General features: G+C 69.6%; 22 protein-coding genes and 2 pseudogenes. 12 read left to right on the forward strand and 12 right to left on the reverse strand.

The genetic code is table 11. The features are described 5' to 3' along the window. Positions 1-27: 27 nt before the first annotated feature. A pseudogene (locus OG625_RS36845) lies at positions 28-213 on the forward strand (hypothetical protein); the annotation flags it as partial. Between the two features lie 38 nt (positions 214-251). Here the strand turns inward: OG625_RS36845 and OG625_RS36850 are convergent. Next, complete coding sequence (locus tag OG625_RS36850) at positions 252-1,175, reverse strand: VOC family protein (RefSeq protein WP_329389674.1); 924 nt, start codon at positions 1,173-1,175, stop codon at positions 252-254. Positions 1,176-1,247: 72 nt separating this feature from the next. Then, the gene (locus OG625_RS36855; protein ID WP_329389676.1) at positions 1,248-1,922 is read right to left on the reverse strand and encodes a TetR/AcrR family transcriptional regulator; all 675 of its coding nucleotides are present in this window, start codon (positions 1,920-1,922) and stop codon (positions 1,248-1,250) included. A gap of 151 nt (positions 1,923-2,073) precedes the next feature. Here OG625_RS36855 and OG625_RS36860 point away from each other — a divergent pair, with 151 nt between their 5' ends. Continuing rightward, the gene (locus OG625_RS36860) at positions 2,074-3,555 is read left to right on the forward strand and encodes an amidase (RefSeq protein ID WP_329389678.1); all 1,482 of its coding nucleotides are present in this window, start codon (positions 2,074-2,076) and stop codon (positions 3,553-3,555) included. 155 nt (positions 3,556-3,710) lie between these two features. On the opposite strand, the gene hpf is transcribed toward OG625_RS36860, so the two are convergent. Continuing rightward, a complete protein-coding gene (hpf, locus tag OG625_RS36865) occupies positions 3,711-4,007 on the reverse strand; it encodes a ribosome hibernation-promoting factor, HPF/YfiA family (protein ID WP_329389680.1) in 297 nt (98 codons plus the stop codon). A gap of 365 nt (positions 4,008-4,372) precedes the next feature. On the opposite strand from hpf, the gene OG625_RS36870 reads away from it, so the two are divergent. From OG625_RS36870 to OG625_RS36890, 5 genes are all read left to right on the forward strand, one after another. After that, positions 4,373-4,627 carry a hypothetical protein gene (locus OG625_RS36870; RefSeq protein WP_329389682.1) on the forward strand — a complete coding sequence of 85 codons (255 nt, stop codon included), beginning with the start codon at positions 4,373-4,375 and terminating at the stop codon, positions 4,625-4,627. 230 nt (positions 4,628-4,857) lie between these two features. Beyond that, positions 4,858-5,250 carry a YciI family protein gene (locus tag OG625_RS36875; RefSeq protein WP_329389684.1) on the forward strand — a complete coding sequence of 131 codons (393 nt, stop codon included), beginning with the start codon at positions 4,858-4,860 and terminating at the stop codon, positions 5,248-5,250. A 183-nt stretch (positions 5,251-5,433) separates the two neighbouring features. Then, positions 5,434-7,110, forward strand: a complete 1,677-nt coding sequence (locus tag OG625_RS36880; RefSeq protein WP_329389686.1) for an FAD-dependent oxidoreductase — start codon at positions 5,434-5,436, stop codon at positions 7,108-7,110. Then, positions 7,107-8,612 (forward strand): ATP-binding protein, encoded by a 1,506-nt coding sequence (locus OG625_RS36885; RefSeq protein ID WP_329389687.1) that lies wholly within the window; start codon positions 7,107-7,109, stop codon positions 8,610-8,612. The genes OG625_RS36880 and OG625_RS36885 overlap by 4 nt, the downstream gene beginning before the upstream one ends. Then, complete coding sequence (locus OG625_RS36890) at positions 8,609-8,962, forward strand: UBP-type zinc finger domain-containing protein (RefSeq protein ID WP_329389689.1); 354 nt, start codon at positions 8,609-8,611, stop codon at positions 8,960-8,962. The genes OG625_RS36885 and OG625_RS36890 overlap by 4 nt, the downstream gene beginning before the upstream one ends. Positions 8,963-9,018: 56 nt before the next feature. Here the strand turns inward: OG625_RS36890 and OG625_RS36895 are convergent, their stop codons facing one another. Beyond that, positions 9,019-12,615 carry a S8 family serine peptidase gene (locus OG625_RS36895; protein WP_329389691.1) on the reverse strand — a complete coding sequence of 1,199 codons (3,597 nt, stop codon included), beginning with the start codon at positions 12,613-12,615 and terminating at the stop codon, positions 9,019-9,021. 289 nt (positions 12,616-12,904) lie between these two features. Between OG625_RS36895 and OG625_RS36900 the strand changes: the two genes are divergently transcribed. Next, positions 12,905-14,575, forward strand: a complete 1,671-nt coding sequence (locus OG625_RS36900; protein WP_443067927.1) for an MFS transporter — start codon at positions 12,905-12,907, stop codon at positions 14,573-14,575. Positions 14,576-14,615: 40 nt separating this feature from the next. On the opposite strand, the gene OG625_RS36905 is transcribed toward OG625_RS36900, so the two are convergent. The 4 genes from OG625_RS36905 to OG625_RS36920 form a co-directional block, all read right to left on the reverse strand. Continuing rightward, positions 14,616-15,035 (reverse strand): transposase, encoded by a 420-nt coding sequence (locus OG625_RS36905; protein ID WP_329389695.1) that lies wholly within the window; start codon positions 15,033-15,035, stop codon positions 14,616-14,618. 51 nt (positions 15,036-15,086) lie between these two features. Next, complete coding sequence (locus OG625_RS36910) at positions 15,087-15,641, reverse strand: GNAT family N-acetyltransferase (protein WP_329389697.1); 555 nt, start codon at positions 15,639-15,641, stop codon at positions 15,087-15,089. Positions 15,642-15,850: 209 nt separating this feature from the next. Then, on the reverse strand, positions 15,851-16,897 hold the full coding sequence (locus OG625_RS36915) for a fatty acid desaturase family protein (protein ID WP_329389699.1): 1,047 nt from the start codon (positions 16,895-16,897) through the stop codon (positions 15,851-15,853). A gap of 1,092 nt (positions 16,898-17,989) precedes the next feature. Beyond that, a complete protein-coding gene (locus tag OG625_RS36920; RefSeq protein ID WP_329389701.1) occupies positions 17,990-18,640 on the reverse strand; it encodes a DUF998 domain-containing protein in 651 nt (216 codons plus the stop codon). A gap of 320 nt (positions 18,641-18,960) precedes the next feature. Between OG625_RS36920 and OG625_RS36925 the strand changes: the two are divergent. Then, positions 18,961-19,257 (forward strand): annotated as a pseudogene (locus OG625_RS36925) (IS5/IS1182 family transposase); the annotation flags it as partial. On the opposite strand, the gene OG625_RS36930 reads toward OG625_RS36925, so the two are convergent. Beyond that, the gene (locus OG625_RS36930) at positions 19,247-19,603 is read right to left on the reverse strand and encodes a hypothetical protein (protein WP_329389704.1); all 357 of its coding nucleotides are present in this window, start codon (positions 19,601-19,603) and stop codon (positions 19,247-19,249) included. The pseudogene OG625_RS36925 and the gene OG625_RS36930 sit on opposite strands and share 11 nt — an antisense overlap. A gap of 280 nt (positions 19,604-19,883) precedes the next feature. On the opposite strand from OG625_RS36930, the gene OG625_RS36935 reads away from it, so the two are divergent. Further along, positions 19,884-20,471 carry a hypothetical protein gene (locus OG625_RS36935; protein WP_329389706.1) on the forward strand — a complete coding sequence of 196 codons (588 nt, stop codon included), beginning with the start codon at positions 19,884-19,886 and terminating at the stop codon, positions 20,469-20,471. A gap of 184 nt (positions 20,472-20,655) precedes the next feature. Here the strand turns inward: OG625_RS36935 and OG625_RS36940 are convergent, their stop codons facing one another. From OG625_RS36940 to OG625_RS36950, 3 genes are all read right to left on the reverse strand, one after another. Further along, positions 20,656-21,192 (reverse strand): GNAT family N-acetyltransferase, encoded by a 537-nt coding sequence (locus OG625_RS36940; RefSeq protein ID WP_329389708.1) that lies wholly within the window; start codon positions 21,190-21,192, stop codon positions 20,656-20,658. A 157-nt stretch (positions 21,193-21,349) separates the two neighbouring features. Beyond that, on the reverse strand, positions 21,350-21,691 hold the full coding sequence (locus OG625_RS36945) for a hypothetical protein (protein ID WP_329389710.1): 342 nt from the start codon (positions 21,689-21,691) through the stop codon (positions 21,350-21,352). Positions 21,692-22,103: 412 nt separating this feature from the next. Further along, on the reverse strand, positions 22,104-22,994 hold the full coding sequence (locus OG625_RS36950; protein WP_329389711.1) for an SMI1/KNR4 family protein: 891 nt from the start codon (positions 22,992-22,994) through the stop codon (positions 22,104-22,106). 199 nt (positions 22,995-23,193) lie between these two features. Here OG625_RS36950 and OG625_RS36955 point away from each other — a divergent pair, with 199 nt between their 5' ends. Together OG625_RS36955 and OG625_RS36960 are read left to right on the forward strand one after the other, a co-directional pair. Then, positions 23,194-24,933, forward strand: a complete 1,740-nt coding sequence (locus tag OG625_RS36955) for an immunity 49 family protein (RefSeq protein ID WP_329391262.1) — start codon at positions 23,194-23,196, stop codon at positions 24,931-24,933. A 238-nt stretch (positions 24,934-25,171) separates the two neighbouring features. Further along, positions 25,172-25,933, forward strand: coding sequence for a hypothetical protein (locus tag OG625_RS36960; protein WP_329389713.1), 762 nt, complete (start codon positions 25,172-25,174; stop codon positions 25,931-25,933). Positions 25,934-25,973: the final 40 nt, after the last annotated feature.

The following is a 25,973-nucleotide window of genomic DNA, read 5'->3' on the forward strand; positions in this document are numbered from 1 at the left end:
CGGCGATCGTCCTCCACCGAGGTCCCCTACCGCGACCGCAACGTGGTCGAACGGTGCTTTGCCCGCCTCAAGCAGTTCGGCGCAACCGCCACCAGGTTCGACAAGGACGCTGACCGTTACCGCCCCGGAGTGGTCCTGGCCTCAGACAGGCCCTGGCTTCTCTGCGTACGGGACCGGGTCCATCTCGGCGGGTGCGTGGAGCAGGCTTGCTGACCAGACACTGCAGGTGGGGCAGCGGCCTGTGCCTCCTCTCAGATTTCCCGGAAGATCAGAGCTGCACCGAGGGCCGCTTCGGCCGGCACGAACGGCTCCCCTCGCGCCGTCTCGCGTACGGGCAGTCCGTTCTCCGCAAGCAGCGCGCGCACGCGAGCGATGTCGGGGACGGCAACCGTGCAGGCGACGAACGCCGGGAGCGCGGGCGGAACCTCACCTGGCAGCAGATCCGAAAGGTCGGCCCGGGTCAGGAGGGTCACCGGCCCCTCCGTGGAGATCGGGCGGTCCAGATATTGCTCGTACCGCTCGCGAACGAGGGGGAGTTGTCCCTCCGGTACGCACAGCACCGCCTCGACGAGGTCCTGGGCGCCGTTGGGGTGCTCGAGGTGACGGGTGTGCTGGAATTCCGGGTCCAAGTGGGCAACGACCCCGACCCGGCCTTCCGGCGCACCGTCGATCTCCAGGTAGCGGACGAGTTCAGTGCGCATGCCGTTGGGGGTCTCGACAGGTCGGCCGACGGTGTTCACCCCGCCGTGTCCGACGCCGGCAGCGGTGAGCCGGTCAGCCGCGCCGTCCACGTCCGGCGAGGAGAACATCAGGATGTGAAGCCCTTCGAAGCGATCACGCCATCCGCTGAGCTGCGCGCTGGTCGCCTCGATCCGCGACAGGACCAGGGGGAGTGTGTCCGCGGGCACCTGGAGCGGAACGATCCGGGCGTCGGGTGGGAGGCCCTTCGTGATCCCGGGCTCCACCGGGGTCACCAACTCGATGAAATTTCGGGCGAGGTCGGCATGGGTGTTCGCCGCACCGAAGGGCTCTGGCGCGGCAGCCTCGCGGGGGGCCAGCGCCGGCACACTGGGCGGCGGGACGTGAAATCCGAGCCGCCGGTAGAGCTCTACGGCCCGTGTCATGTCGCTGACGACGTGGCCAACGTGATGTAAGTGCGCGATGTCGCGAGGCATGACCTCACCGTAGGCCCACACAAGGGAAGTTCGCAGACGGGACCAGGGCCAGGTCGACTGGGGAACGAAGAGCTAGACCGACCTACCGGACCGTGCGGCGTCTGGCTCACGCCGCAACCCCGGAAGTCCGCCCGCATGCTCCCTCAAGTCGGCCAGGGTCCGCTCGAACCCCCGGGTCAGCGCAGCCAAACCGGCCTCGAAGGCCAGCTCGCGGAGGTCCGGAGGAGGGTTCAGCAGGGGTTCGAGTCCGGGCGGGGGCTCCTCGCCCGGCGGCAGTACGTGGTCCGGGGCGGCGAGGTCGAGGGCGGAGCCGATGAGGTAGTACTCGACGCAGCGCACGATCGGGAGAAGGTGCTCCTCGGGCCAGCCGGCTTCCCGTAGCACGGCGAAAGCCTCCGCATAGGCCTGGAGGGCCGCGACGGAGCGCACCGGCCGGCCGACGAGCAGGGGGACGACGCGGGGGTGGGCGGCGAAGGCCGCTCTGTAGGAGCGGGCCCAGCTGTCCAGGGCGGCCGTCCAGGGGCGGATCCCGGGGGCGAGGTCCATCTCGGCGACGATGAGGTCCCGCATTCCGTCGATGATCTCGTCGCGGCCGGAGACGTGGTTGTACAGCGCCGGTCCCTTGACACCCAGCCGGGCCGCGATCCGGGTGGTCGACAGGGCGTCGGCTCCCTCCTCGTCGACCAGCGCGAGCGCGGTCCCCATGATGGCCTCGCGTGTGACCAGCTGCCGCGGAGGCCTGCCCATCTATCGTCCCGTTCCTTTCGCGCACGCGTCCCCCGCCCGTATCTCGCCGGCCGGGACCAAGTGGTGCTCTCCTGTGGGGTCTTGGCGGAGCCCGCAGCCTACGGTACTGTCCGCGCCATAAAATTACAGGTTCTAATTCGAGGAGCGGGCGATGGAGTACGCCGAGTACCGCAGCCACGATGCCGTCGGGCTGGCTCAGCTGGTTGCCGCAGGCGAGGTCTCACCGTCCGAACTGCTCGAGGTCGCGATAGACCGGGCCGAAGCCGTCAACGGCCGACTGAACGCGATCGTCCGGCCGATGCACGAAATCGCCCGCGAGCGGGCGAAGGAGCCGCTGGCCGGGCCGTTCGCGGGAGTTCCGTTCCTGATCAAGGACCTGATGCAGGATTACGCAGGACTGCCCACCGGCAGCGGCAACCGGGCGCTGCGGCACCATGCCGTCGGCGAGCACAGCGCGGTCGTGAGCCGGTGGCTGGACGCCGGGCTGGTCGTGTTCGGCAAGACCAACACGCCGGAGTTCGGCTCCAAGGGCATCACCGAACCCGAGGTGAACGGCCCGACGCGGAACCCCTGGGACCTGACCCGGACGCCCGGGGGATCCTCCGGCGGATCGGCGGCCGCTGTCGCGGCCGGCATCGTGCCCGTCGCGGGTGCCAACGACGGCGGCGGATCGATCCGCATCCCGGCCGCCTGCTGCGGGCTGTTCGGCCTCAAGCCCGGGCGCGGGGTCGTTCCGGCGGGCCCCAACGCCGCCGAGCACCTGCAGGGCGCCGCCACCGACGGCGTCGTCTCGCGCAGCGTGCGCGACTCCGCCGCGATGCTGGACGTGCTGACCGCGCAGCACGACCCGGGCGGCCCCTACCTGCACGCCCGCCCGGACCTTCCGTACGCCGAACTCGCCCGCAGGGCACCGGAGCGGCTCCGCATCGGCTTCAGCACCCGCTCACCCGTCGGTACGGTCGTACACCCCGATGCCGTCGCCGCCGTCGAGGACGCCGCCCGCCTGCTGGCCCACCTCGGCCACGAGGTCGAGCCCGCCGAGCCCGACATCGACCAGCGCAGGCTCGCCTTCGACTTCCTGGACATGTGGTGCACCCAGGTCGCGCACACCATGGACGAGATCCGCAAGCTGCCCGGTGTGCGCCCGGGCGACTTCGAGCTCGACACCCACCTGCTGGCAGCCGCCGGCCGGGCGATGAAGGCGCCGCACTACTACGCGGCCCACGAGCGCTGGAACACGTACAGCCGTCAGCTCGCTTCCTACCACAGCCGTTACGACCTCCTGCTCACCCCGACGATCGCCCGGCCCGCCGTGCGGATCGGTGAACTGGACACCCCCCGCCCGGTGCAGGCCGTGGCTCGCGTCCTCAAGAGGCTCGGGCTGCTGGGCGCGCTGGCCGGAACGAAGGCATGGGAGCAGGCGGTCATCGCGAACCTCGCCGCCACCCCCTACACCCAACTCGCCAACATCACAGGCCGCCCGGCGATGAGCGTCCCCACGTACCGCACCTCTGACGGCCTGCCCCTGGGCGTCCAGTTCGTCGGCCCTCTCGGCGGGGAGGCCACCCTCCTCGCCCTCGCGGCCCAGATCGAGGCCGACCGCCCCTGGGCCCACCTCGAACCCGCCGTCTGAGGACCGCACCACGCCGGCCACCCGCGTTGCCCCGGGCGGATGCGGTGGACCGCTGGAATACCCGCTCCAGCCGTGGTCGGCGTCCGGGGGACCGGTCCCCTCCCGGACTCCTGCCCGGGCCTGCGAGTGCGTGCGCGGCAACGGCAGGTCGCCGACTACTTGGGGCGGCCGTGCTGCCTCTGCGTGTGCCTCCTGAGCTGGGCGGAGAGCTTGTCGGCGAGCCTGTCGATGGCCGTGTGCATGTCGGAGGCCGCTGCGGTGATGGCGGTGAGGTCCTGGCCATCCACCTCAAGGGTGCCCGTGGCGGTCTGCTCCGAGCCGTTGATCTTCAGGAGCACGCGAGCGCTGGTGGTCTCGGTGCCCCGTGTATTGAGCCCGGCCAGCTTCTCGCCGACGAATGCGCGCAGCGCGTCGGTGATCTCGACGTTGTCTCCGCTGAGCGTGTAGTCCATCGTTTGCCTTTCGGTCGTCCGGGCAGGTCCTTGCTGGTCAGGAGCCCTGGAGAAGCTTGAGGTTACCTCTCGGCTGCCTGCTCACGTACGTACGGGTCGGCGTCCGCCACCGGCCGGTCGAGTGCAGCCCAAGGGTTTCGGGGCCCGCGAGCTCCGGGGCGGCAAAGCGGCCCGGGGCGGGGAGGGGCCGTCCAGGTGACGCCCTGCCGCAGCCTGCCCTCCCGGGCTTCACCCGGCTCGGGGTGTCGAAACGATACAGCTGCGGGCATTGGAGTGAACGGCCGTTCCCGTCAGTGCTTCCGGGCGTTGGACCGGCCGACGCACACATCGACCAGTGCGCCTTTCCGTGGATCTTTAGGGGAGTCATGCGTATTCGTTCCGCTGTCACCGCATCCGTCCTGGCCGCCGGCATCCTGCTGGGCGGGGCCGGTGCCGCCCTGGCCAACGACGGGGTCGACATCGACTACTTCTCCGGCGGTCGCGCCGGCTTCTCGTCGGACTGCTCTTCGTTCGCCGCGGTGCCCGCCAGCCGCCCGGCGTTCACCGGCCCCGTCTACGGCTCGACCTGTGCCACGGACGCCGGGGCGGAGTGGGCGAAGGGGCACCACCTGGGTGCCTGATCAGGGCGCGCGCCGCGGCGGCGGACCGACAGTGACAGTCGGCCGCCGCTGCGGCGTTTTCGCGCCCGGGAGGGCGTGAGTGCGCCGCTGGTGCTCACTCGCTTTCCGGGCGCACCCAGCTGTTTCCGGCGATATGTTGCTGGGGCGCCGATGAGTTTCGCGGCGCCCGGCTGTCTACAGCTTCGTAGGACCCGAATAGCACCAGCAGCCGCTCCGGAAGGGTGAGAGACATGAAGTACATGATCCAGATGAACGTGCCTGCCGCTGAATGGGACGCGATCATGTCGTCGTACTCCCAGGACGACATGCAGGCCATGTTCGCCCACATGAATGCCCTCAACGACGACCTCACTTCCGCCGGGGAGTGGGTGGATGGGCAGGGCCTCGGCGGCCCCTCGCTGGTCAAGACGGTGCGGGCCGGAAGCGACGGACAGCCGCAGGTCACTGACGGGCCGGCCCAGGCGGGACACATCCTGGCCGGGTACTGGGTGGTCGACGTCAAGAGTGAGAGCCGTGCCCTGGAGATCGCCGCCCGGGCGTCGGCGTGCCCCGGACCGGGTGGGAAGCCCGGCAGCGATCCGGTCGAAGTGCACCCGATCCCCGCGGACCCGACGGGAGCCTGAGCGAGCCGTCAGGCAGCGTAGGCGACCACGCGGAAGGCGCCGAGCGCGCGGCCGGGCCGGCACCGCGCGAGCATCCGCACGCGTGGCATTCCGGCGCGAACCCGGACGAACGAACGTACGATGGGCGGGAACCGGTGCGGGCGGCTGACCGCGCCGCTGGCCCAGTCCGTTCCCGGGAGACGCATGGCACAGGTCACCGACACAGCGCGGACCGTCATCCTGACCGTGGACGATGATCCGGGAGTATCCCGTGCTGTCGCCCGTGACCTGCGCCGCCGCTACGGCGCTGCCTACCGGATCGTGCGCGCCGAGTCCGGTGAGTCCGCGCTGGAGGCGTTGCACGAGCTGAAGCTGCGGGGCGACCTGGTGGCCGTGATCCTGGCCGACTACCGCATGCCGCAGATGAACGGCATCGAGTTCCTCGAACAGGCCCTGAACGTGTATCCGGGAGCGCGGCGCGTGCTGCTGACCGCGTACGCCGACACCAACGCGGCGATCGACGCGATCAACGTCGTCGACCTCGACCACAACCTGCTCAAGCCCTGGGACCCGCCGGAGGAGAAGCTCTACCCGGTCGTGGACGACCTGCTCGCGGCCTGGCGCTCCAGCGACTACCGGCCGGTACCCGCCACCAAGGTGGTCGGGCACCGCTGGTCGGCGCCCTCCTCGCGCGTGCGGGAGTTCCTGGCCCGCAACCAGGTCCCGTACCGCTGGTACTCCTCCGACGAGCCCGAGGGCCGGAGACTGCTGGAGGCGGCCGGGGCCGACGGACAGCGCCTGCCCCTGGTGGTCACTCCGGACGGCACCGCGCTGATCGAGCCGGAGGCGCCGGAGCTGGCTGCCCACGTGGGACTGGCGACGACGCCGGCCGCCGACTTCTACGACCTCGTCGTGATCGGCGGCGGCCCGGCGGGCCTCGGCGCGGCCGTGTACGGGGCCTCCGAGGGGCTACGGACGGTACTGGTCGAGCGGTCGGCGACCGGAGGCCAGGCCGGGCAGAGCTCCCGCATCGAGAACTACCTCGGCTTCCCGGACGGAGTCTCGGGCGCGCAGCTGACCGAACGGGCCCGCCGTCAGGCCGGCCGGTTCGGCGCCGAAATCCTCACGGCACGCGAGGTCACGGGGCTGGAGGTCAACGGCGCGGCGCGCGTCGTCCGCTTCTCCGACGGCTCGTCCGTCACCGCGCACAGCGTCATCCTGGCGACCGGAGTGTCGTACCGGCACCTGCAGGCACCGGGCTGCGACGACCTGACCGGCTGCGGGGTGTACTACGGCTCCTCGCTCACCGAGGCGACCGCCTGCCAGGGACAGGACCTCTACATCGTGGGCGGCGCCAACTCCGCCGGGCAGGCGGCGATGTATCTGGCACGGGGCGCGAAGTCGGTGACGCTGCTGGTCCGGGGGGAATCCCTGACGGCGTCGATGTCCCACTACCTGATCCAGCAGATCGAAGAGGCACCGAACATCACCGTGCGGCCCCGGACCATCGTCGAGGCGGCGCACGGCGACGGCCACCTCGAGCAGCTCACGCTGCGGAACGTCGACAGCGGCGCCACCGAACTCGTCGACACCCAATGGATGTTCGTCTTCATCGGGGCGGCCCCGCGGACCGACTGGCTGGGCGGCACGGTGCTGCGCGACGAGCACGGCTTCATCCTGGCCGGGCCGGACCTCACGCCTGACGGCCGCCCGCCGGCCGAGTGGGAGCTGGACCGGCCGCCCTACCACCTGGAAACCAGCATTCCCGGCGTGTTCGTGGCGGGCGACGCACGCGCCGAGTCGGCGAAGCGCGTCGCGTCCGCCGTCGGAGAAGGAGCCATGGCCGTGATGCTCGTCCACCGGTACCTGGAGCAGTCATGAGCGGGCAGGTCATACCGTGCGCCCCGAAGGAGATCGCCTCCCTGTTCCTCTTCGAAAAGCTCTCCCCGGAGCAACTCGGCCGGCTGTGCGCCGAGGGGCGGGTGGAGCGGTTCGAGACCGGTCCGGTGTACATCGAAGGCGACCCGGCGACCTGCTTCTTCGTGATGATCGAGGGCACCGTCGTGTTGTCCCGCAGGGTCGGCGGCGACGACGTGGAGGTGAGCCGGACCTCACAGCGCGGGGTGTACGCCGGGGCCATGCAGGCCTACCTGGGTGACCGGGTCCCGCAGACGTACGTCAACTCGATGCGGGTGACCGAGCCGACCCGGTTCTTCGTCCTGCCCGCGCAGTCGTTCGCGGACTTCATGACGGAATGGTTCCCCATGGCCGCGCACTTGCTGGAGGGGCTCTTCTTCGGTTCGAGGAACACCCAGCGGGCGATCGGGCAACGGGAACGCCTGCTGGCGCTCGGATCGTTGTCCGCGGGGCTCACCCACGAGCTGAACAACCCGGCCGCGGCGGCCGTCCGGGCCACCGCGGCGCTGCGGGAAAGGGTGGGCAAGATGCGGCACAAGCTGGCCGTCATCGCGCACGGCCCCTACTCCCGCGAGGCACTCGCCGACCTCATCGAGATCCAGGAGCGCACCGCCGAACGCGTCGCGAAGGCACCGGTGCTGAGCCCCCTGGAAGCGTCCGACCGGGAGGACGAGCTCGTGGACTGGCTCGACGAGCACGGCATCCCGGAGGGGTGGCGGGTCGCACCGACCTTCGTGCAGGCCGGGCTGGACACGGACTGGTTGGAGCAGGTCGCGGCGGCCGTGGCCGACGACATCCTCCCGGGGGCGATCGGCTGGCTCAACTACACCGTCGAGACCGAGCTGTTGATGGACGAGATCGACGACTCCACCACCCGCATCTCCCACCTCGTGGACGCCGCCAAGCAGTACTCGCAGCTCGACCGGGCCCCGCACCGGGTGGTCGACGTCCACGAACTCCTCGACAGCACCCTCCTGATGCTGTCCGGCAAGATCGGCCCCCGAGTCCGGGTGGTCAAGGACTACGATCGATCCGTGCCCGACGTGCCGGCCTACCCGGCCGAGCTCAACCAGGTGTGGACCAACCTCATCGACAACGCCGTCTTCGCCATCGAAAGCACCGGCCGCGACGGCACGCTGACGGTCCGCACGGCACGGGAAGGGGACCGGCTGCTGGTGGAGTTCCGCGACACCGGGCCCGGCATCCCGGCGGACATCCGCAGCCGCATCTTCGATCCGTTCTTCACCACCAAGCCCGTCGGCGAGGGCACCGGTCTGGGCCTGGACATCTCATGGCGGATCGTCGTCAACAAACATCACGGCAGCCTCCAGGCCGAGTCCGCACCCGGCGACACCCGTTTCCAGGTGCTGTTGCCGCTGACCGCCCCTGAACCGGAGACCGCGCCCGGAACCGAGACCGACGCGGCGACCGACACGGAGACCGACACCGCCGAGGAGCCCGTATGACCGACATCAACGGAATCGACCCCAGCGCCCCGCCCACCGGTCCCGGCTGCGTCGAGTGCGACGAGGCGGGCGGATGGTGGTTCCACCTGCGACGCTGCGCCCAGTGCGGTCACGTCGGCTGCTGCGACTCGTCCCCCGCCCAACACGCCACCGGACATTGGAAGTCCACCGGTCATCCCTTGGTGCAGAGCTTCGAGCCGGGCGAGGAGTGGTTCTGGAACTACGACACCAGCGAGCCGTTCGAGGCCGGCCCCGAACTGGCGCCGCCGGCCGCCCACCCCGCGGACCAGCCGACGCCGGGACCGCCCGACCGGGTCCCCGCGGACTGGACGCGGCACCTGCACCGCTGAAGCGCCTCAGGCATGGGGGCGGGGCACCATGGGCGCCCCGCCCCCATGCCGCGGGCTCAGCCCTGGTCCGGGCGGTCGGTCACCCGGAGGGAGTTGAGCAGCGGCTTGCCGAATCCGCTGTGCGTGACGAAGCGGACGTTCAGCACGCCGTCCGTCACGGTCACCGTGTACGTGCGGGTCAGGGCCGTGTACGTGCCCGCCTCCAGAGAGATGTCCAGGGACGGGATGACCTGGACGCCCTCCGCGAGGACGTCGAAGACGCGCTTGTTCGGCTTGGTGGAGGAGAGCTCGGCGAAGCCCAGCTCCACGGTGTAGGTTCCGTTCGGCACGTTGTCGAAGCGGTACTCGTACATGCCCTCACGGGCGTTGCGGAAGAGCCGCTGCTCGTCCGTGCCCGCGATCGTGCGTGTGGTCGAACGTTCCGAGGAGCTGCCCTGGTAGCCATAGGAGCCGGCGGTGTACTTGCGGTCCGGGGACCAGGCGTCGCCCAGGGCGTCCGTGGCCGCGCGGTCGGATCCCGCGTCGAGGGCGACCTGGTAGCGCGGGACGACGACCTTGACGGGGACGGTGAGCACCGGGGTGCGGCCGCTCGCCGACGTGATCTTCAGCGCCGCCGTGAGGACCGTCCCCGGGGTCAGGTCCTTGGTGTCCACCGAGAGGGTGAGCGGGACCTTGGCCCCCGTCGGGAGGTCCCCGGCGGGCGGGGTGACCGCCAGCCAGGCCGAGTCCTCGGAGACGGTGAACGCCGTGCCGAGGCCGGGGTTGGTGAGTTCCAGGGTGCGGGTGCGCTGCTGGTTCGGCGGGAGGACCACCTCCACGGCGGGCTTGGAAGCCGTCACCCTGCCGGTGCGCAGCTTCTGCGTGACCTCCGTGACATCGGCGGCCTTGACGTCGACCGTCGTCTGCGCGGGCTCGTACTGCGCTGCGGAGAGGGAGACGGACCGTGAGCCCGAGGGGCTCTGGACGACGTAGCCGCCGTCCGCCGCGGTCGTCGCCGACACGGCCGTGTCACCGGTGCCGACGGTCACCGTGGCGCCCGCGACGGCGCCCCCGTCGTTCGCGTCGAGCACCCGGCCCGTCACCACGCCGCTGCGGGTGGTGCGGAAGGCGATGGACAGGCCGTCCGTGATGACCGGGGTGTTGAAGGAGTACTTGAAGGCGTCGGTTCCGGACGCGTTCTCCACGCCGACGGTGGCCGAGGAGCCGCCCCTGATCCCGATACCGCCCGTGCCCTTGTAGGCGTAGGAGACGGTGCCGTCCTCGCCGATCGACGCCGAGAACGAGAACTTGTCGGCCTGCGCCGACCAGTGGGACACCTCGCGCCACTCGATCACGTAGCTGCGGTGCGGGGCGGCGCCGGTGACGGAGGTGAAGACGCCGGAGCCGCTGCCCGCCGGGCCGACGACGAGGTCGTCCCAGAACGGGTACAGGGCCGCGTTCGGCGTGGCGGTGCTCGGGATGTCCCCGTTGACGTCGGCGGTGTTGTTGCCGCCGAAGCTGACCGTGCCGTTGGTGCCGATCCAGGCCTGCCCGTACGTCCTGCCGTAGAGCGGGAGCGGGAAGGGCAGGTCGACGCGCTCGGTGGTGTTGTCGCCGGACAGTGCGAGCTGCTTGCTGCCCGCGGGGTACGGGCGCTCGCCCGTGGCGGCGCAGGCGTAGCCGTAGCCGTCGGTGCGCTCGGGCAGGTTCACCGTGACGGTGGTGTCCCCGGCGACGGTGGTCCTCGCCGTACCGGCGGTGAGGCAGCGCGAGGGGTGCGTGGCGTTCACGTCGTACGTGCCGTGCGGCAGGGTGACCTCGAAGCGGCCCTGTGCGTCGGCGGTCGCGGTGACGGGGGTGCCGGTGATGGTGACGGAGGCGCCCGGTGCGGGTCCGGCGGTCGAGGAGACGGTGCCGGTGAGCTTGCCGGAGGCCGCCTGGGTGAGGGTGAAGTCGCTGGTGGCGGTGGTGTTCTCGGTGACCGCGATGGTCGCCGTCTGCGGTGCGTAGCCGAATTTGGCGGCGGTCAGGGAGTAGTCGCCGACCGAGAGGGAGGCGAAGCGGTAGGTGCCGTCGGCCGCGGTGGTCGTCTTGCGGTCGATGGGGCCGTCCGCGGTGACCTCGACGCCCGCGACGGGCGTGCCGCCGGAGTGCACCGTGCCGGCGACTGCGCCGAGCGGGCCGCGCGGGGCGGCGTTGACGGCGGCCAGGACGTCGAGCTTGCCCTCGCCGAAGATGTTGTTGTCGGCGGCGCTGCCGCCGCACTGGGTGCTCGCGGTGTCCAGTGCGGTGCCGTCGAGGAGCGCTTCGGTCTGCGCCACGTCGCCGCTCAGACCGGGGGCGGCGGACCAGAGCAGGGCCACGGCGGCCGCCGTGTGCGGGGAGGCCATGGACGTGCCGGAGAAGGCCTCGTAACCGGCGCCCGGAACGGAGGAGCGCACGTTCACACCGGGGGCGGCGATGTTCGGTTTGATGATGCCGCCGGGGCCCGCGCCGCGCGAGGAGAAGGACGCGATCGCGCCGTTGATGTCGAAGGCGCCGGAGCTGTAGGAGCTCGCGTGGTCGCCGGGTGAGCCGCTGGTGGCGCAGCCGGGGCCGGAGTTGCCGTTGGAGAAGGCGGGGAAGATGCCGGCCGCCCGCCAGGTGTCGACGATCTCCTGGTACCAGGAGTCGCCGCCGGGGCCGCCCCAGGAGTTGTTGACGATGTGGGGGGCGAGGTCGGGGCGCGGGTTCTGACCGCTCGCGTCGGTCGGGGCGACGATCCACTGGCCGGAGGCGAGCAAGGAGGCCTCGGAGCAGGAGTTGGACTCGCAGCCCTTGGCGGCGATCCAGCGGGCTCCGGGGGCCACGCCGATCTTGTTGGCTCCGCCGTCGTCACCGACCATCGTGCCCATCGTGTGGGTGCCGTGGTCGTTGTTGTCGCAGGGGGCCGCGGTGGCGCAGACGCCTGCCGGGTCGAACCAGTTGTAGGCGTGGTCGTACGAGCCGTCCGCTCGTTTGCCGCGGTACTGGTTGTTCACGGCCGGGTGGGAGTAATCGACGCCGCTGTCGATGTTGGCGACGACGATGCCCTCGCCGCGCACCCCGAGCTGGTCCCAGACCTGCGGGGCTTTGATCCGGTCGATGTTCCACTCGACGGCATCGGCGGCGCTCTGCTCCCGCTTGCCCTCGACGGGCTTGGGCAGTTCGACCGTGTCGTCGGCGTCGATGCGGGCGACCTCGGGCCGCTGGGCCAGGGCGTCGGCGAGCTTCTGGCTGCCGATTACGCGTACGGCGTTGACGATCCAGTACGAGGTGTGTTCGGCTCCGGCGCCCTCGACGGCCTTGACGACCTCGGCCTGGCTGCGCGCGGCGTGGTCCTTCTTGGTGCGCAGAACCGTTTCTGCCTTGGCGGCGCGGGTCTGCTGTCCACGCGCGGCGGTGAGGTCGGCGGCGCTGTCGAGGTAGACCCAGAAGACGGCCTTCGCGGACGCGTCGAGCTGGGCGCGCAGCTTGGGCTCGATCTTGCGTTCGGCCGTGCCGGTGGTGGGTCCGGGGTCGGGCGCGGCGGCGGCCACCCCCGCCCCCAGGGGCAGGAGCAGGGCCGCGGCGAGGGCGGCGAGCGCCGTGCGTAAGGGCCGTGCGGGGCGTAAGGAATGCGGGGGTGGTTCGGATCGCCCGTTCCGTTGTGTCACGTGGTGTCTCCTCGTACGCCGTGTGCGGGTTGTGCGGGATGGGTGTGCGTGACGTGCGCGGGTCATGGTGAAGGAGGCATCATGTCCATTACAAGAGGGCCTAATGAGCCGCTTTCCGGCCGCCGCCGGCGGTGCCACGGCCTGCGGTGAGGGGTTGCACGGCCGGCCTCGGCCTGTGCCCGCCCGACCAGCGCCGGCGCAGGCCGGTGGGCCCTTCGTCGGCCGCGGCCCTCCCGCAGCAGCGGTGACCACCTGGCCGCGTGTGCGGAAGGGCTCCCCGACAGGGATGATGGGGCTTGTGAACGGCAGCAGGGGCGCCGCTGGGGACGCCTCCCGCGGTGCTCCGGGCGGTTCAGCGCCGCAGGGGTCCGGCAGGCGGAAAACCCCGAACCAGGCGCTCACCCTCGCGGCCATGCTCCTCGCCGTCGCGATGATCTTCGTGGACCAGACGATCGTCAGCATCGCCGCCCCGAACATCATCCAGGAACTGAGTCTCTCCTCCTCAGGCATGCAGCGAGTCGTCAACGCCTATCTGCTCGCGCTCGCCGCGTTCTTCGCACTGGGCGGACGGCTCGCCGACATCTTCGGGCACCGCCGGGTGATGATGACCGGCACGCTGCTCTTCGCCGCCTCGTCCGTGCTGTGCGGCTCGGTGCCGACCGGGGACTTCGCCCAGAGTTGGCTCGTCATCTTCCGTGCCACCCAGGGGCTGGGTGCGGCGCTGATCTTCCCCGCTGCCCTCGCCGTCGTCATCGGCGCCTTCCCGGTCGACGAACGCGGCCGGGCCCTGGCCGTGTTCTTCGTACTCGCCGGCGCACTCACCGCTCTCGGCCCGCTGCTCGGCGGTTTGCTGACCGCCTGGAGCTGGCGGGCCATCTTCTGGGTCAACGTCCCCGTCGCCGTCCTCTCGCTCGTCCTCACCGCTGTCGCCCGAATCCCCAACATCCAGAGGCCCGAACGCGTCGACGTGCCGGGCGCCGTGCTCGTTGCCACCGGAGTGGGGATGAGTGTCCTCGGGCTCCAGCAGGCCTCCACGTGGGGCTGGAGCGCCCCCACCACCTGGGCGTGCATCATCGGCGGGCTGGTCCTTCTCGCGCTCTTCTGCAGGCACGAACTGCGCACCGACCAACCGCTGCTCAAGCTGCGCGTCTTCCGCGACCGCGCGTTCACGGCCGACGTCCTGGTGCTCTTCTTCGCGATGCTGGCGTTCGTCCCGGTGATGTTCTTCGCCTCGGTGTACGCGCAGATCTCGCTCAGCTCGTCGCCCGACCAGGCCGGGCTCTACTTGCTCTACTTCTTCGTGGGGTTCGGCGTCTCGGCCCAGTGGGGCGGACGGATCCTCGACAAGCGCGGTGCCCGTCCCGCGATGAGGCTCGGCACCGCCGTCGGCTGCGTGGGATTCGCCCTGTGGGCAGGAAAGCTGACGGAGCTCTCGCCCCACGACCAGTGGCCCTACGCCTGCCTCGCCGGAGCCGGCCTCGGCCTCCTGCTCTCCCCGGCATCCACCGATGCCGTGAACCGGGCGATCGACGCCTCCTACGGCGAGGTCACCGGCATCACCCAGACCGTGCGCAACTACGCGGCCGCCGTAGGCATGGCGATCTTCGGCACGATCCTCATCCATGCCATGACCAGCCGTGTCACGGAGACACTCGTCACGAAGGGCATGTCGGCGAGCGAAGCCCAAGGCGCGGCCCGAGGCATCGCAGAAGCGATCACCGGCCACCCGGACGACCACCAGCCCACGGGAGCAGGCCAGACCGCCACAGCGATACGAAGCGCCGGCCAGGCGATCCGCATGGACTTCGCCGAGGCCAACCAGTGGGTCTTCTACGGGATGTCCATCGCTCTGGGCATGGCGTTCCTGTGCACACTGCTACACCCGGGGACACGGGTAACGGGAGAGACGACAGAGACGGCAGAGACGGCGGCGGTCAGGCAGGAGCGAACCGCTCACTAGTGCTGCCCCGCGCAAGTTCGTGGAGGGGTGTTGGGTCTGATCAGGCGGTCTTGAGTGGGCTGCCGTCATAGGTCCATCTGTACGGCTTCGCGGTCTCGTTGCGGCCGATGACGTAACTCTCCAGCTTGTCGATGAGGTCATCGCGGCTGGAGAAGTCACCGTGTCGCAGCACGCGGCGGGTCAGGACGGAGAAGAACAGCTCGATCTGGTTGAGCCAGGAGGCGTGCGGCGGGGTCCACGGCACGTGCCAGCGCGAGTGGTCGGCGAGCCACGCCTTGGTGTGTTTGGCGGTGTGGGAGGAGCCGTTGTCCAGCACGACATGGATGTCCTGGTCCGGGGCGATGGCCGTGTCGAGCTGGTCGAGGAAGGCAGTGAACGTCGCTGCGTCGTTGCGGGCAATGATCTCGGTGAGAACCTCGCCGGTGTGCACATCCAAGTACGAGGACAATTTCCTGCCCACCGGACTACCCTTCGGCTCACCCGAAGAGGCCCTGGACTGCGCCTGCGGCTTCTACCTCGGCGACCCGACGCCCTGATCAACACCCCCTCCACGAACTAACGCGAAGGAGGACTGCCGCGCATCGAAGGCAACCCATGTGTTCCCCGGCAGCTCGGGCTTCCCAGGCACCGGTCGCCGCTCCTCGGTCCAGGCCTCGCCCGCGACTTCGGAAGCGACGTGACGCCAGAAGCGTGCCGCGCCCGCGTTCTCCTCCTGAAAAGCGATCTCCCATCGGCCGGGGTGCGCGGCCAGGACGGCCTGCACCGCTCGCAACCCGAGGCCCGACCGGCGTGCCCCACGCACCACGAAGAAGCTGTTCAGCACGTGCGCATCGCTGTCCAGCGCGCGTACGAACGCAAAGCCGACCGGCCGGTCACCAGACCATACGAGATAAGCCGACCAGGTGGGATCGCCGATCGCCGACTCTAGCCACTCGCGGCGGTATGTTCCGTCCGGGTTCGGCAGGACGCCCCAGAATTCCGACAGGTCGTGCAGGAAAAGCGGCCAGAGTCGTTCCAGGACGTCGCGGTCCTCGGCGCCCGCTCTGCGGACAACAAAGTCTGCCATCTGATCCTCCTCGAGAACGCGAGAAGCCTTCCGGCAGACCGGAAGGCTTCGAACTATCGAGCGGACCTTATCGTGTCTACGACCTGGACACACAGCTCGCAGATCCAGGCCGCGCGGACGGTGTCTGCGTCGGCACCGTCACGTTCAGCCGACGTAGCGGACGCACGGAGGTTCACCTGCACGCCTCCACGAACTAACGCGGCACAGCACTAGGTGGTGCGGGCATCGCGGATCGGGGCACCCGCGTGGTGGAGGCTGGCGAGGGTCTGCCGGTAGGAGTCGATCAGGCTGGTCTCCAGATAGCTGATTCCGAGCTCCTGGCAGTGGCTGCGGACGATGGCCTGGGCCTTGCGGAGGTGCGGGCTGGGCATGCTCGGGAACAGGTGGTGCTCGATCTGGTAGTTCAAGCCGCCGAGAACGATGTCGGTGACCCAGCCACCCCGCACGTCGCGAGAGGTCAGCACCTGGCGACGTAGGAAGTCGGGACGGTCCTTGCCGCGTAGGGTCGGCATGCCCTTGTGGTTGGGGGCGAAAATGGAGCCGAGGTAGATACCGAAAAGGCATTTGTGGACCACCAGGAACGCGATCGCCTTGTCGGGCGGAAGCACCAGGAACAGGGCGCCCACATAGGCGAAGATGTGCGCGAAGAGGAGGGTTCCCTCCCACATTCGGTTCCTGAGGGACTTGTCCGCCAGGAACCGGATCCCTGCCACATGGAGATTGAACCCTTCCAGTGTGAGCAGCGGGAAGAACAGGAAAGCCTGGAAGCGGGCCAGTCGCCGAGGCAGACCCTTCGCGGCTCGTGCCTGATCCTGTGTCCAGACGAGGAAGTCCGGAGCGATATCGGGGTCGAGGTCCTCGTGGTTGGGATTGGTGTGGTGGCGGGTGTGCTTGTCCCGCCACCAGCTGTAGCCGATGCCGATGCAGAGGTTCCCGGACAGACGCCCGGACACCTCGCTGGCCCTACGCAGCCGAAACACCTGCCGGTGCGCGATGTCGTGGGCCAGAAGGGCGACCTGCCCGAACACGAAGGCGAGGAAGGCGGCGTCGAGTAGCGTCCACCAGCTGTCGCCGATCAGCACGAACGCCGCCCAGCCCAGGAAGTAGAGGGCCGTCACGATGGCGATGCGCAGTGTGTAATACGCAGGGCGTCGGCACATCAGGCCGGCGGCCTGGATCCTTCTGGACAGCTGGGCGAAGTCACTTCCCGTTCCCACCCGTGCGGGTGGAGTAGGTTCCGGCTCTGGAAAAGGCATGATCAGAGGTCACTTTTCGCGCTCGGGTGGAAGGTCGTCAGGTAGTGGCGTTTGGGCGCTTGTCCATGCGGGAGCATCCTCGCGGAATCGCCCGGAAGATTGACGCCAAGGACGCCGAAGCCGCTACGTAGCGCCATTTCACATGCCGCACACCCGGAATCGTGGAACCGACAGGCGGGCGTCCGGGGCCTCGGCTCGTCGGAGCGGTGTCGCCCGATGCATCCCCCTTCCGCCCGATGAGACGGTGTGTGGAGCAGGGCCTGCCAATGGCCCTGCCCTCCATCCCTTTCGAGAGGTGCGCGTAGAGGCTGGGCTTCCAGTTGGCGTGGCGGAGCGCCCTGGCCCTCGGTGCGATGCCCCGCGGCGTCCGGCGTGGGCATGGGGAAAGGTCGGCAGCCTGCCGGTCCAACGGATACACACCCCGGTCGCCGGCAGCGCGCCTTGGCGGTGCCGCTGCTCCTCGTGTCCGGAAACCCCGCACTGGCCACTGCCGTCCTACCGATCCCTCACCCTCGGCCTGCCGGTGCAGCTGGTCGTGCGGAAGCGCCTCAGCGCCGGCTGGGGACCGGCCTGCCCACCCGACCAGGACCGGGATCGTCCTGGCCTCGGTCGAGCCGGCCCACTCCACCGTCCGCCGCCATCATGCGGGCGCCTCCTCAGCTTTCGCGGTCGACGAGGATCCGGTCGGCCCGGTAGTGAGGACAACGTACGAGATGCCAGGTGACCGACAGATGGCCCCCGACGATCGTCACGGTGCGCGCCTCGCCACTGTCCTCGTCCGCCGCGCATACCCGGCAGCGCTGCGATGTCGTGGGGAGCCACCCCATCAGAACCCCCTCTTCCGGGCCTGGGCGGCCCCGTGTCGACGACAGCACGGCAATTGCTCCACACCTATCAAATCCTGGCGGATCACGCCCCGTTACCGGCGCGTTCGGTACGACGACCGCGCCACCGGTACCGGATCCCACCGGTATCGGGAGCCTCAGCTCCGGCCCTGGCCAGGCCCCGTTGCCGTCCCCGGCCACGCATCGCCCGGCGTTCGCAGTCGTGGATCATGCGGTCCCGGGTACATGGGCTTTCCGAGCACGCCGCCTAGCGTCGGGCGCGGCGAACCCCTGGGCCGCGGCGAGCTCGGTGGTTATCAACGCCGCTGCGGGACGCCCGCCACAGGGTGAGGACGATGTACGCGCCGCTTCCCATGACCCACACGACACTGGGCCAGGCGGACGTCCGCTCAAACAACCCTTGGACCCCGGGGTCCGGCCTGAGCGCCGTCAGCGTGGTGAAGACGAGGGACGTAACACCGCACGCGATGCCGAGCGTTCCCCAGAAGGGGCGATTCGCCTGCCGCAGGATCCAACCCAGCAGCAACACGCCCGTGGCACCGCTGATGAAGCAGGTGCCGGCGGACAGCAGATGCAGCGCGGGACGCAGATTGTAAGGATTGATGCCGGTGGACATGAGTCCCACTCCACTGACTGCCAACGCGCCGAACGCCAGGTTCCGCAGCCGATCCGGCGCAAGCATCGGCACATTGAGCAGCGCACCCAAGGCCAGACACACCCCGCCGACGATCCAGGCGGTGTTGGCGGCCTCGTGCAAGGGCGAGCAGAAGCGGATCCCCCCGACGAGTCCGCAGCGCGTGATTCCAAGTGCCGAGATGATCTTGCTGACCAGGTTCTGGCTCGACGCACGAGGAAGGACGACCGCGTAGTTCACGACGAAGATCTGGATCAGGGACACCCAGAGGAGACTTCCGGCCGCGAGTCTCTTCGAAGGAGTGAGGTTGACTTCGCGCATGTGAGGGACCGATCGAGGGTGGGTTCCCGTGCCGGCCGCACTCCGGCACCGGTTGAGCCTTCGGGGGAGGTGTGGAGCGGTCCGATGACCGCCCTCCACAGTGTGTCCTCCCACGGGCGGCGGGACCGCCACCTCGCGTCGGCGAGTCCTGGTTCGGGCGGCCGAATCCCATTTTTCGACGTCACCGATGACGACGGAGGCGTACGGGCCACGTTGATCGCGCCGGGGGTCGGCGGCCGGCGCCGTCGACCCGCCGATCAAGGCGGTCCCGCCGCGGCCTCCGCAGGCGACAGCCGACGAAATTGCACACCAACAAGGGATACGAATACGACCACCTGCGCCGATGGCTCTGCCATCGTGGAATCCCCCACCGCTTCGCCCGCAAGGGCGTCGAGTCCTCACAACGGCTGGGCCGCCATCGCTGGGTAGTCGCGAGAACCGTCTCCCGGCTGGCCGACTGCCGACACCTCCACCACCGCAACGAACACTTCCGTGCCTTCGTCGGCATAGCCGCGTCCCTGATCGTCTACCGCGGGTTGGCGACCCTGCTCAAGGCCTGAGCCGATCCTGTTGCACGTCGAAACAGACCAGCCCCACGGACTCCGCCACGGCTGCCGCGTAGGCCGATGCCTCCTCGGCCATGCTCCAGCGCATCGGGAAGTAGATCAGAGGACCACTGGCCTCGCCGATCAACGGGCCGGTCGACCAGGGCGAGGCGTCCTCCTCGTCCTCGGTGATATCGCACCACCGCTCAAGAAGCTTGGTGACGTAGGCCGCTATGCGCTCCGACGGAGGCTCCACCACCTCGGCGTCGATGTAGCGGTCGTACAGATCGGTGAAGACCCGGCCGGCAGTCTTGTCATCCGCCGGCCTTTCGCCTTCCCAGACAGTCAGGTCGTAACTCATGCCCCGGAGGCTCTCACGCCCCACTGACATCCGTCCGAAGCCGTTCACCAGCACGGGTTTCAGCCAAGGGGGGTGACGTCTAACGCCGCCGCCACGACGGTCTTCGCGCTCATAAACGGCGCTCTCGCGAGGGGGCGGCGATGGCGACAGGACGCGCGTCGCGCCGCGAGCGGGGGAAGGTGCCGAATGCCTGTCTCACCCCTTGTACAACAAGTGGCATGCTTTGACATTTTGTTTAAGCTGACCGGCGTTTACCTTCCCCGCTTTCAGGAGTGCCCGCGTGTCCACGCCCCCGCAGCCCGGTTACGGCTACCCCCAGCAGCCCTACGGACAGCAGCCCCCGCCGCCCGCGAAGCCGGGCATGAGTACCGGGAAGAAGATCGCGCTCGGCTGCGGCATCCCGACTCTCCTCGGCCTCATCCTGGTCGGCGGCTGCACCGCCCTCGTCGGCAAGGCTGCCGACGACGTCAGCAAGGAACTGGACAAGAGCCACGACTCCGCCGTGGTCGGCCCCTCCGGCTCGGCCAAGGCCGGGGACACCTCCAAGGCCGGCGAGCCGGACATCACCAAGGACCTGAACGTCGCCTCCTGCGCGGTGAAGAACGGCGAGTACGGCCTCAAGGAACTCGACGTCAAGATCGAGTACACGAACAGCGGAGACCGCCGGTTCACCTACTTCGCCGAGGGCGAGGTCCTCCTCAACGGCGAGAAGAAGGCAGACCTCATTTCGACGGCCTCGAACCTCGCGCCGGGTCAGAAGTACACCGACGACAGCGCGGGAGCCCTCGCCTACGACGTCGCGAAGGCCGTGAAGCCCGGGGACAAGCTTGAGTGCAAGGTCGTCAAGGTCTCCCGCAGCGCCTTCTGACCAAGGCGCCTTCCGCAGCGGTGTCCGTTGTTCCGTCCCGCCGGATCCATCCGGCGGGACGATGCTGCGTACGGGCTGCGCGCGGGGTGGCCGTCGGCAGCGGGGAAACCCGTGGAACCGCAGGCCGGCGCCCAGGGTGTCCCCGTAGGGTCCGGCCCTCTCCGGACCGATGCGGCAGGGCCCGTCACATCGGGAGGGAGAACAGGCGCACTGGGTTTGAAGGCCAGTACGCGTTGTCGCGCAGGGGCGTCACCATGGTCCGCAGCGGCATGGTCACCAAGCGGGCTTCGGGTTGTTCAACGAGTACGTCCTCGTCGAGCGGGAGCCATCCGAGGCGCTCGTACAGCGGCACGAGGGGAGCTCGGCAGAACAGGAGTGCGTGGTCAGGGCCCATCGCGCGCGCGTGGTCGAGTGCCGCTGTGACGACGAGCCGAGCCAGCCCCTGACCTTGCCGGTCGGGCGCCACGGCGACTCCGCCGACACCCACCACCTCCGTCCTGACGTCGCCGATCGCAACCGGCAGCCGCAGCAGGCCGGCGTGTGCCACGAGCCGGTCGCCGTGTCTGATACCGAAGTGCTCTTCCTTGGGCAGCCAGGTCAAGCCGGTCGCGGCGACACCGAAGGGATCATCGCCGTCGCCGAGGATTTCGGCCTGCTCCGTCTTCGTGTACCGGGGGAGTCGCACCACGGTCGGTGCTTCAGTTGATTGGTTCTGACACATCCCCACATAATGACGCGCTCAACGGTCTTGGGGGTAGGACGAGTTCTGGCTGAGCCGGGTGGCTGCGGTTTGGAGGTCGAAGAGCGTGGTGCGGAGTCCGACGCCCGGGCCCAGGAGTCTTGGTCAGACGTACTCCGGAGCGCTTGGCGTGGTCGTCTCACCTGCCCGAGCGACGGTGTCCGACTGCCCTGCGGCGCCCGAGGGCGTAGAAGGTGATGCCGCAGAGCAGGAGGACCCCGGCGCCGGCACCGACCAGCAGCGCCGGCTTGCCCATAGGTGAGTCGTCGTCCATCGCGGCAGCCGTTGTGCCGCCGGTCCCGGCCTGTTCGCCGTTCCCGTTCCCGTTCCCGTTCGCACCGGACGGTGAGGGGCCCTGGGCCGCGTCGTCACCGAAGAAGAACACAGGGCTGTTTCCGGAGCGCGGTGTGCCGGATACGTCCACGGTCAGCGAGATCGGTACGACGATGCCCTTCGCCTCGGTGTTCTGGGCGCCGGCCATCACGCCCCACCTCAGGCAGGCTGTTGAGCTGCGCCCCGACAACGCCGCACTCGCCGGCCTGGAGCGGGACGTCCTCGCAGACCCGTTGGCCGGCCCGCTCTACCGTGACGGCGCCGCGGTCCCCCTCTCGTTCGCGGACGGCTCCGAACTCCCGGTCCGCCACGCCGTACACGGCCCCGGCCGCATCACGACCTGCGTTGCGGAGCCCATCCTCGCGCCCGGCGCCCTGCGTCCGGATCAACCTCAGCATCTTCACGCCCGACGACCCGGACCCCTGGGAGTGACCCGGCACGGCCGCGCTACTCAGGACGGCGGTGGCCCGACGGGCAGCAACGAGTACGGCCCCGGCTTCCCCCTGGGCCGCGGGCCATAGGCGCCCTGTTGGAGTCAGGGCATCGACCCTGCGGACCACCTACTCGTCCTCGTCCTCGTCCGTGGCCGCGTCCCAGGCCGGCAGGGAGGTTCCGGCCGCGGTTGTGATCCCGCGAACCTCACACCCCATGAGCCGAACAGCGGCGAAGAGTCGCTGCCGCACCGATTCGCTGTCTTCGGGCGGGAAGTCGATCCGGACCTGGTGCGGGCAGGACGCGTCATAGGTGAGCAGCCAGTCGCTGTGGACAGTCGCGAAGTGGTCCTGTGCGTCCTCGTCGTGCTCGGAGCGCCACGAGCCCCGGTCCGTGGTGGGAGCCAGTGCCTCCCGCAGGCGTCGCAGACGCTCGGGGTAGGCCGCGAGGCCATCGGACAGGAGCAGGCACCGGTGGGTACGGGGGCGGAAGGTGTTGAACCACGGCGCCAGGCCTTTCTCCATGTCCATGAGGAGATGGGATTTGACCTGGCCGCCGGCCCAGCCCTCAATGAACGCGGCCGCGCGCATGGGATGAGTCTCGTACCAGCCCTCGCTGCTCCACACCACGACAGGCCAGTCGTCAGGGGACCCACTGGTGAGCCAGCACAGACGGTCGGCATTCGCGGTGGTGCCCCAGACGAGAAGCCCGCCAGGAGCAGGGTGCAGCGGATGCGGGTAGCGCTCCCGGTCCTGTTCGGGAGATTCCGAGAAGTGCGCTCTCTGCCACTTGATGCCGTTGTGCTTGCTCGTTCCGAACGGTGCCCGGAGGTAGAGGAAATCGCAGAACTCTCCCCAGCCGTAGGTTTCGACGAGCCGCTTGTAGTCGCTGGGCAGCGGAGTGCCGATCACCGCCTCCACCGCGAACCAGTCTCCGACGGCGTCCACGGGTCCGGCAGGCGGCGCCACGAGCCGTACCAGGCGGTCGTAGTCGGTCGCGGTGGTCTTCGCATCACGCATGAAAGCAGCGTAGGCAACACCCCGCGATGAGACCGACGAGATTTCAGGCTGACGGGCGCATTCCCCCAGACGAGCGGAGGCGGCCAACCACCGAGCTCGGCCGGCCAACCGCACAGCCGCCGGGCTGTCAGATCCCCCGCCTAGGCTGTACGCAGAGATTCGATCAAGGAGTAGGGCAGTGCGGATAGAGCGTCATCAGGTGGGCGAGCAGGCCGTGTCGGCAGCGCGCGAGGACTTCACGAACCGGATCGGGGGCCAGGTGCGGTCCATGTCGCGGGCCGGTCGCATGGCCACCTACGAGTGGCAGTCGATCGCCGACGAGTTCCTCGACTACCTGGGCGCCCTCTCCGTCGAGAAACCCGACCTCGACACCCCGGAGGCCAAGACCGCCCTCAAGGACGCCTCCGAAGCCGCGGCCGGCGCCGTCGCTTATGCGGCGTACCACCCGCACTGCAGCTTCCAGGTCTTCCTGGAGTACGTGAACTTCGGCATGAGCTACGACCCGGGTGAGGATGCCCCCGAGGAGAGCATCAGGCCCGGGGAGTGGATCGACGCGCTGTGCCTGTCGGTACTCAGGGACAAAGCCAAGTGGCACGGCGAGGCCTTCCACTTCGCCCGGGAGAAGTTTGCCGAGCAGGCACAGGGAACGCCCGCCGGCGAGCTCGCCACAGGATTGATGGCCGTGGTCCTGGACGACACCGGCGACGACGAGGAGTACCCACCGAGCGCCCAGGCCAAGCTCGCGGCGGTCGACGCGGCCCTGGGGCGCATCCGTACCCGCGCAGGGGAGACGGGCGAGCCCCTCCTGGACAGGCCGGACAGCGTAGCGCTCAGCGCGCTGCGTGCCCTGGCTGCCGAGGACCGGGCGGCCTTCGACGCCGCATTGGCCGACCTCCTGGTCAGGCACACCACCCTCCACAGCCCCTCCGCCTCCCCGAGCACCCTTCTCCCGCTTGTCCCCATCGCCCTCGCCGCGCTCGCCTACCGGACCCTTGGCTGGGTGCCTGCCGTCCGCTCCGACTACCTCCCGCACGCGCTGATCACCGGCTTCGAGAGTCGAGGCCCGCGAGTCGCGGGGTTCGGCCGGGACCGGCGGCCGGACGCGGTGGCCGCGCTCGCCGCAGGCCCGCTCGTGGTGGAGCGGCCGGCCTTCGACTGGACGGTGGGCCCGCATATCGAGGCCATGTACGAGGAGGGCATCCGGGAGGCCTTCACCCCCGCAGACGGGGAACCCCTCGCCGTCTGGCGGCTCGGCAGCGTCATGGACGATCAGGAGCGCCTCTTCAAGTGGCGCGCGGGAAGCCCCGGCGGCGGGTTCACTGACGCACAGCTCGCGAACCTTCGTCTGGCCTCCCAGACGGGAGCGGCCCTTTTCCGCATCGCCCTCGCGGAGCCGGGCACGGAGGCCGAGGTGACCATCGACGGCCGCAACCTGCGTTACCCGGCCGAGAGGAAGGAGGAAGCCGGCGCCCACAACTGGGAGAAGGCGACTGCCCTTGCCTTGATCACCGGTGTACGCGAGGACCTCGTCCCGCTGGTTCTCACCGGCCCTGCCTTCGCCCGCCCGGACGGCTCCGCCTTCAGCGCGTACCGCGAAGCTCTTCACGCCTACCTGAAGGGCACTGATCCCGAACCGGCCGTGCGGCGCGCGCTGCAGCAGGCCGAGAAGGCCAAGGACTGGGGCTTCGCCATGCCGCCGGCCGTGCTGCTCTCGCAACTCGTGGAGGGCGACGAGGAGAGCTTCAACCTCGCCTTGGCCGACGCGCTCGAAGCCCACCGCGACTACTTTCAGGTCGCCGACCGCGCTGACGATCCGGATGCGTCCTGCAACCTCGACATCCTCGCTCTGGCCTGCCACGCCCGCCGACGGGGCTGGGACATCCGCGTCGAATCTCCCTACCTTCCGCAAGGTCTCCTGCGCGCCGCTGATCCCTTCTAGGGCGGGGTCCGCGGCCCCGACGACGCACGCCTGCTTCTGATCGCCGAGGGTCCCCGGCCACGGTCGGCCGACTGACGCTGCTGGGGCGCTCGACGGCAACCGCGCGGGAAGGGCCTTCAGGCGAGCGATGCGTCCAGATGAATGTGCTCAATTGCGCTCGCTGTCCAGGCGCGTGGCTGACCGGTAGGTGCGGTCGACTCGCGGCATGTCGACGGGAACGACCGCCCCGGATATTCAGATGACAGACGTCGCGGGGTCCTGGCAACATCAGCCGGCCGTACCGACCGGACGGATTCATCGGAGGATCACCACGTCCAGCAACCCGTACCTGATGCCCCGCCTGCTGACGTGGTCGGAGGTTGCCCCTGACCGGCATGCCTTCGCCTGGAGCAGCGAGGAGGCGGCTGAGGTCACTGCCGAAGTCCTTGCGCTGGTTCCCTCCGAGGGCGCCTACTCGGCGGATCGGTTCGAGTTCGTCGTCCAGGTGACGGACTTGCTGGTGGCCCGCTACGGACGGTGGGCGTGCGGATGGCACTGGGCGGTCGGCGAGGGCGGTAATGGTGGCGTCGTCCAGAGCTGGTGCTGTGACTTCCACTCACTCCTGGACGGCCCGGAAGCCACGGCCGCGACCGTCGCGGCCTCGCTCCTGGAGTGGCGTGACTGGCTGGAGGAGCTGGCCGAGCGCTTCATCGAGCTCGCGCCGGCGGCCGACGCGGGTGCGGAGGACCGTAGCTGGCACGTGCAGCGAGCTGCGAGCCGACTGGTGACCTTGTCCGTGGACCGCACGTGTGCCCAGGACGGCTGGTACGGGCTCTGCAAGCGAGTGCTGACCTGGTACCTCTCCTCAACCGGCATCGAGGGCGAGGAAGCGGCCAAGCTGGTGGAGAGTGCAGTCGGCGGCCGGTTCAAGAGCTGGTCCGTACCGAGCTACACCACAGTCGACGCGGTCGTGGAGGATCTGGCCTTCACCGCAACCGGACATCGGCCTGCCTTACCGTGACTACTGACTCCCTCGCCTTCTGGTGCCCGGTCAGGGACGA

Origin of the sequence: Streptomyces sp. NBC_01351 (assembly GCF_036237315.1) — a bacterium.
Classification (GTDB): Bacteria; Actinomycetota; Actinomycetes; order Streptomycetales; family Streptomycetaceae; genus Streptomyces.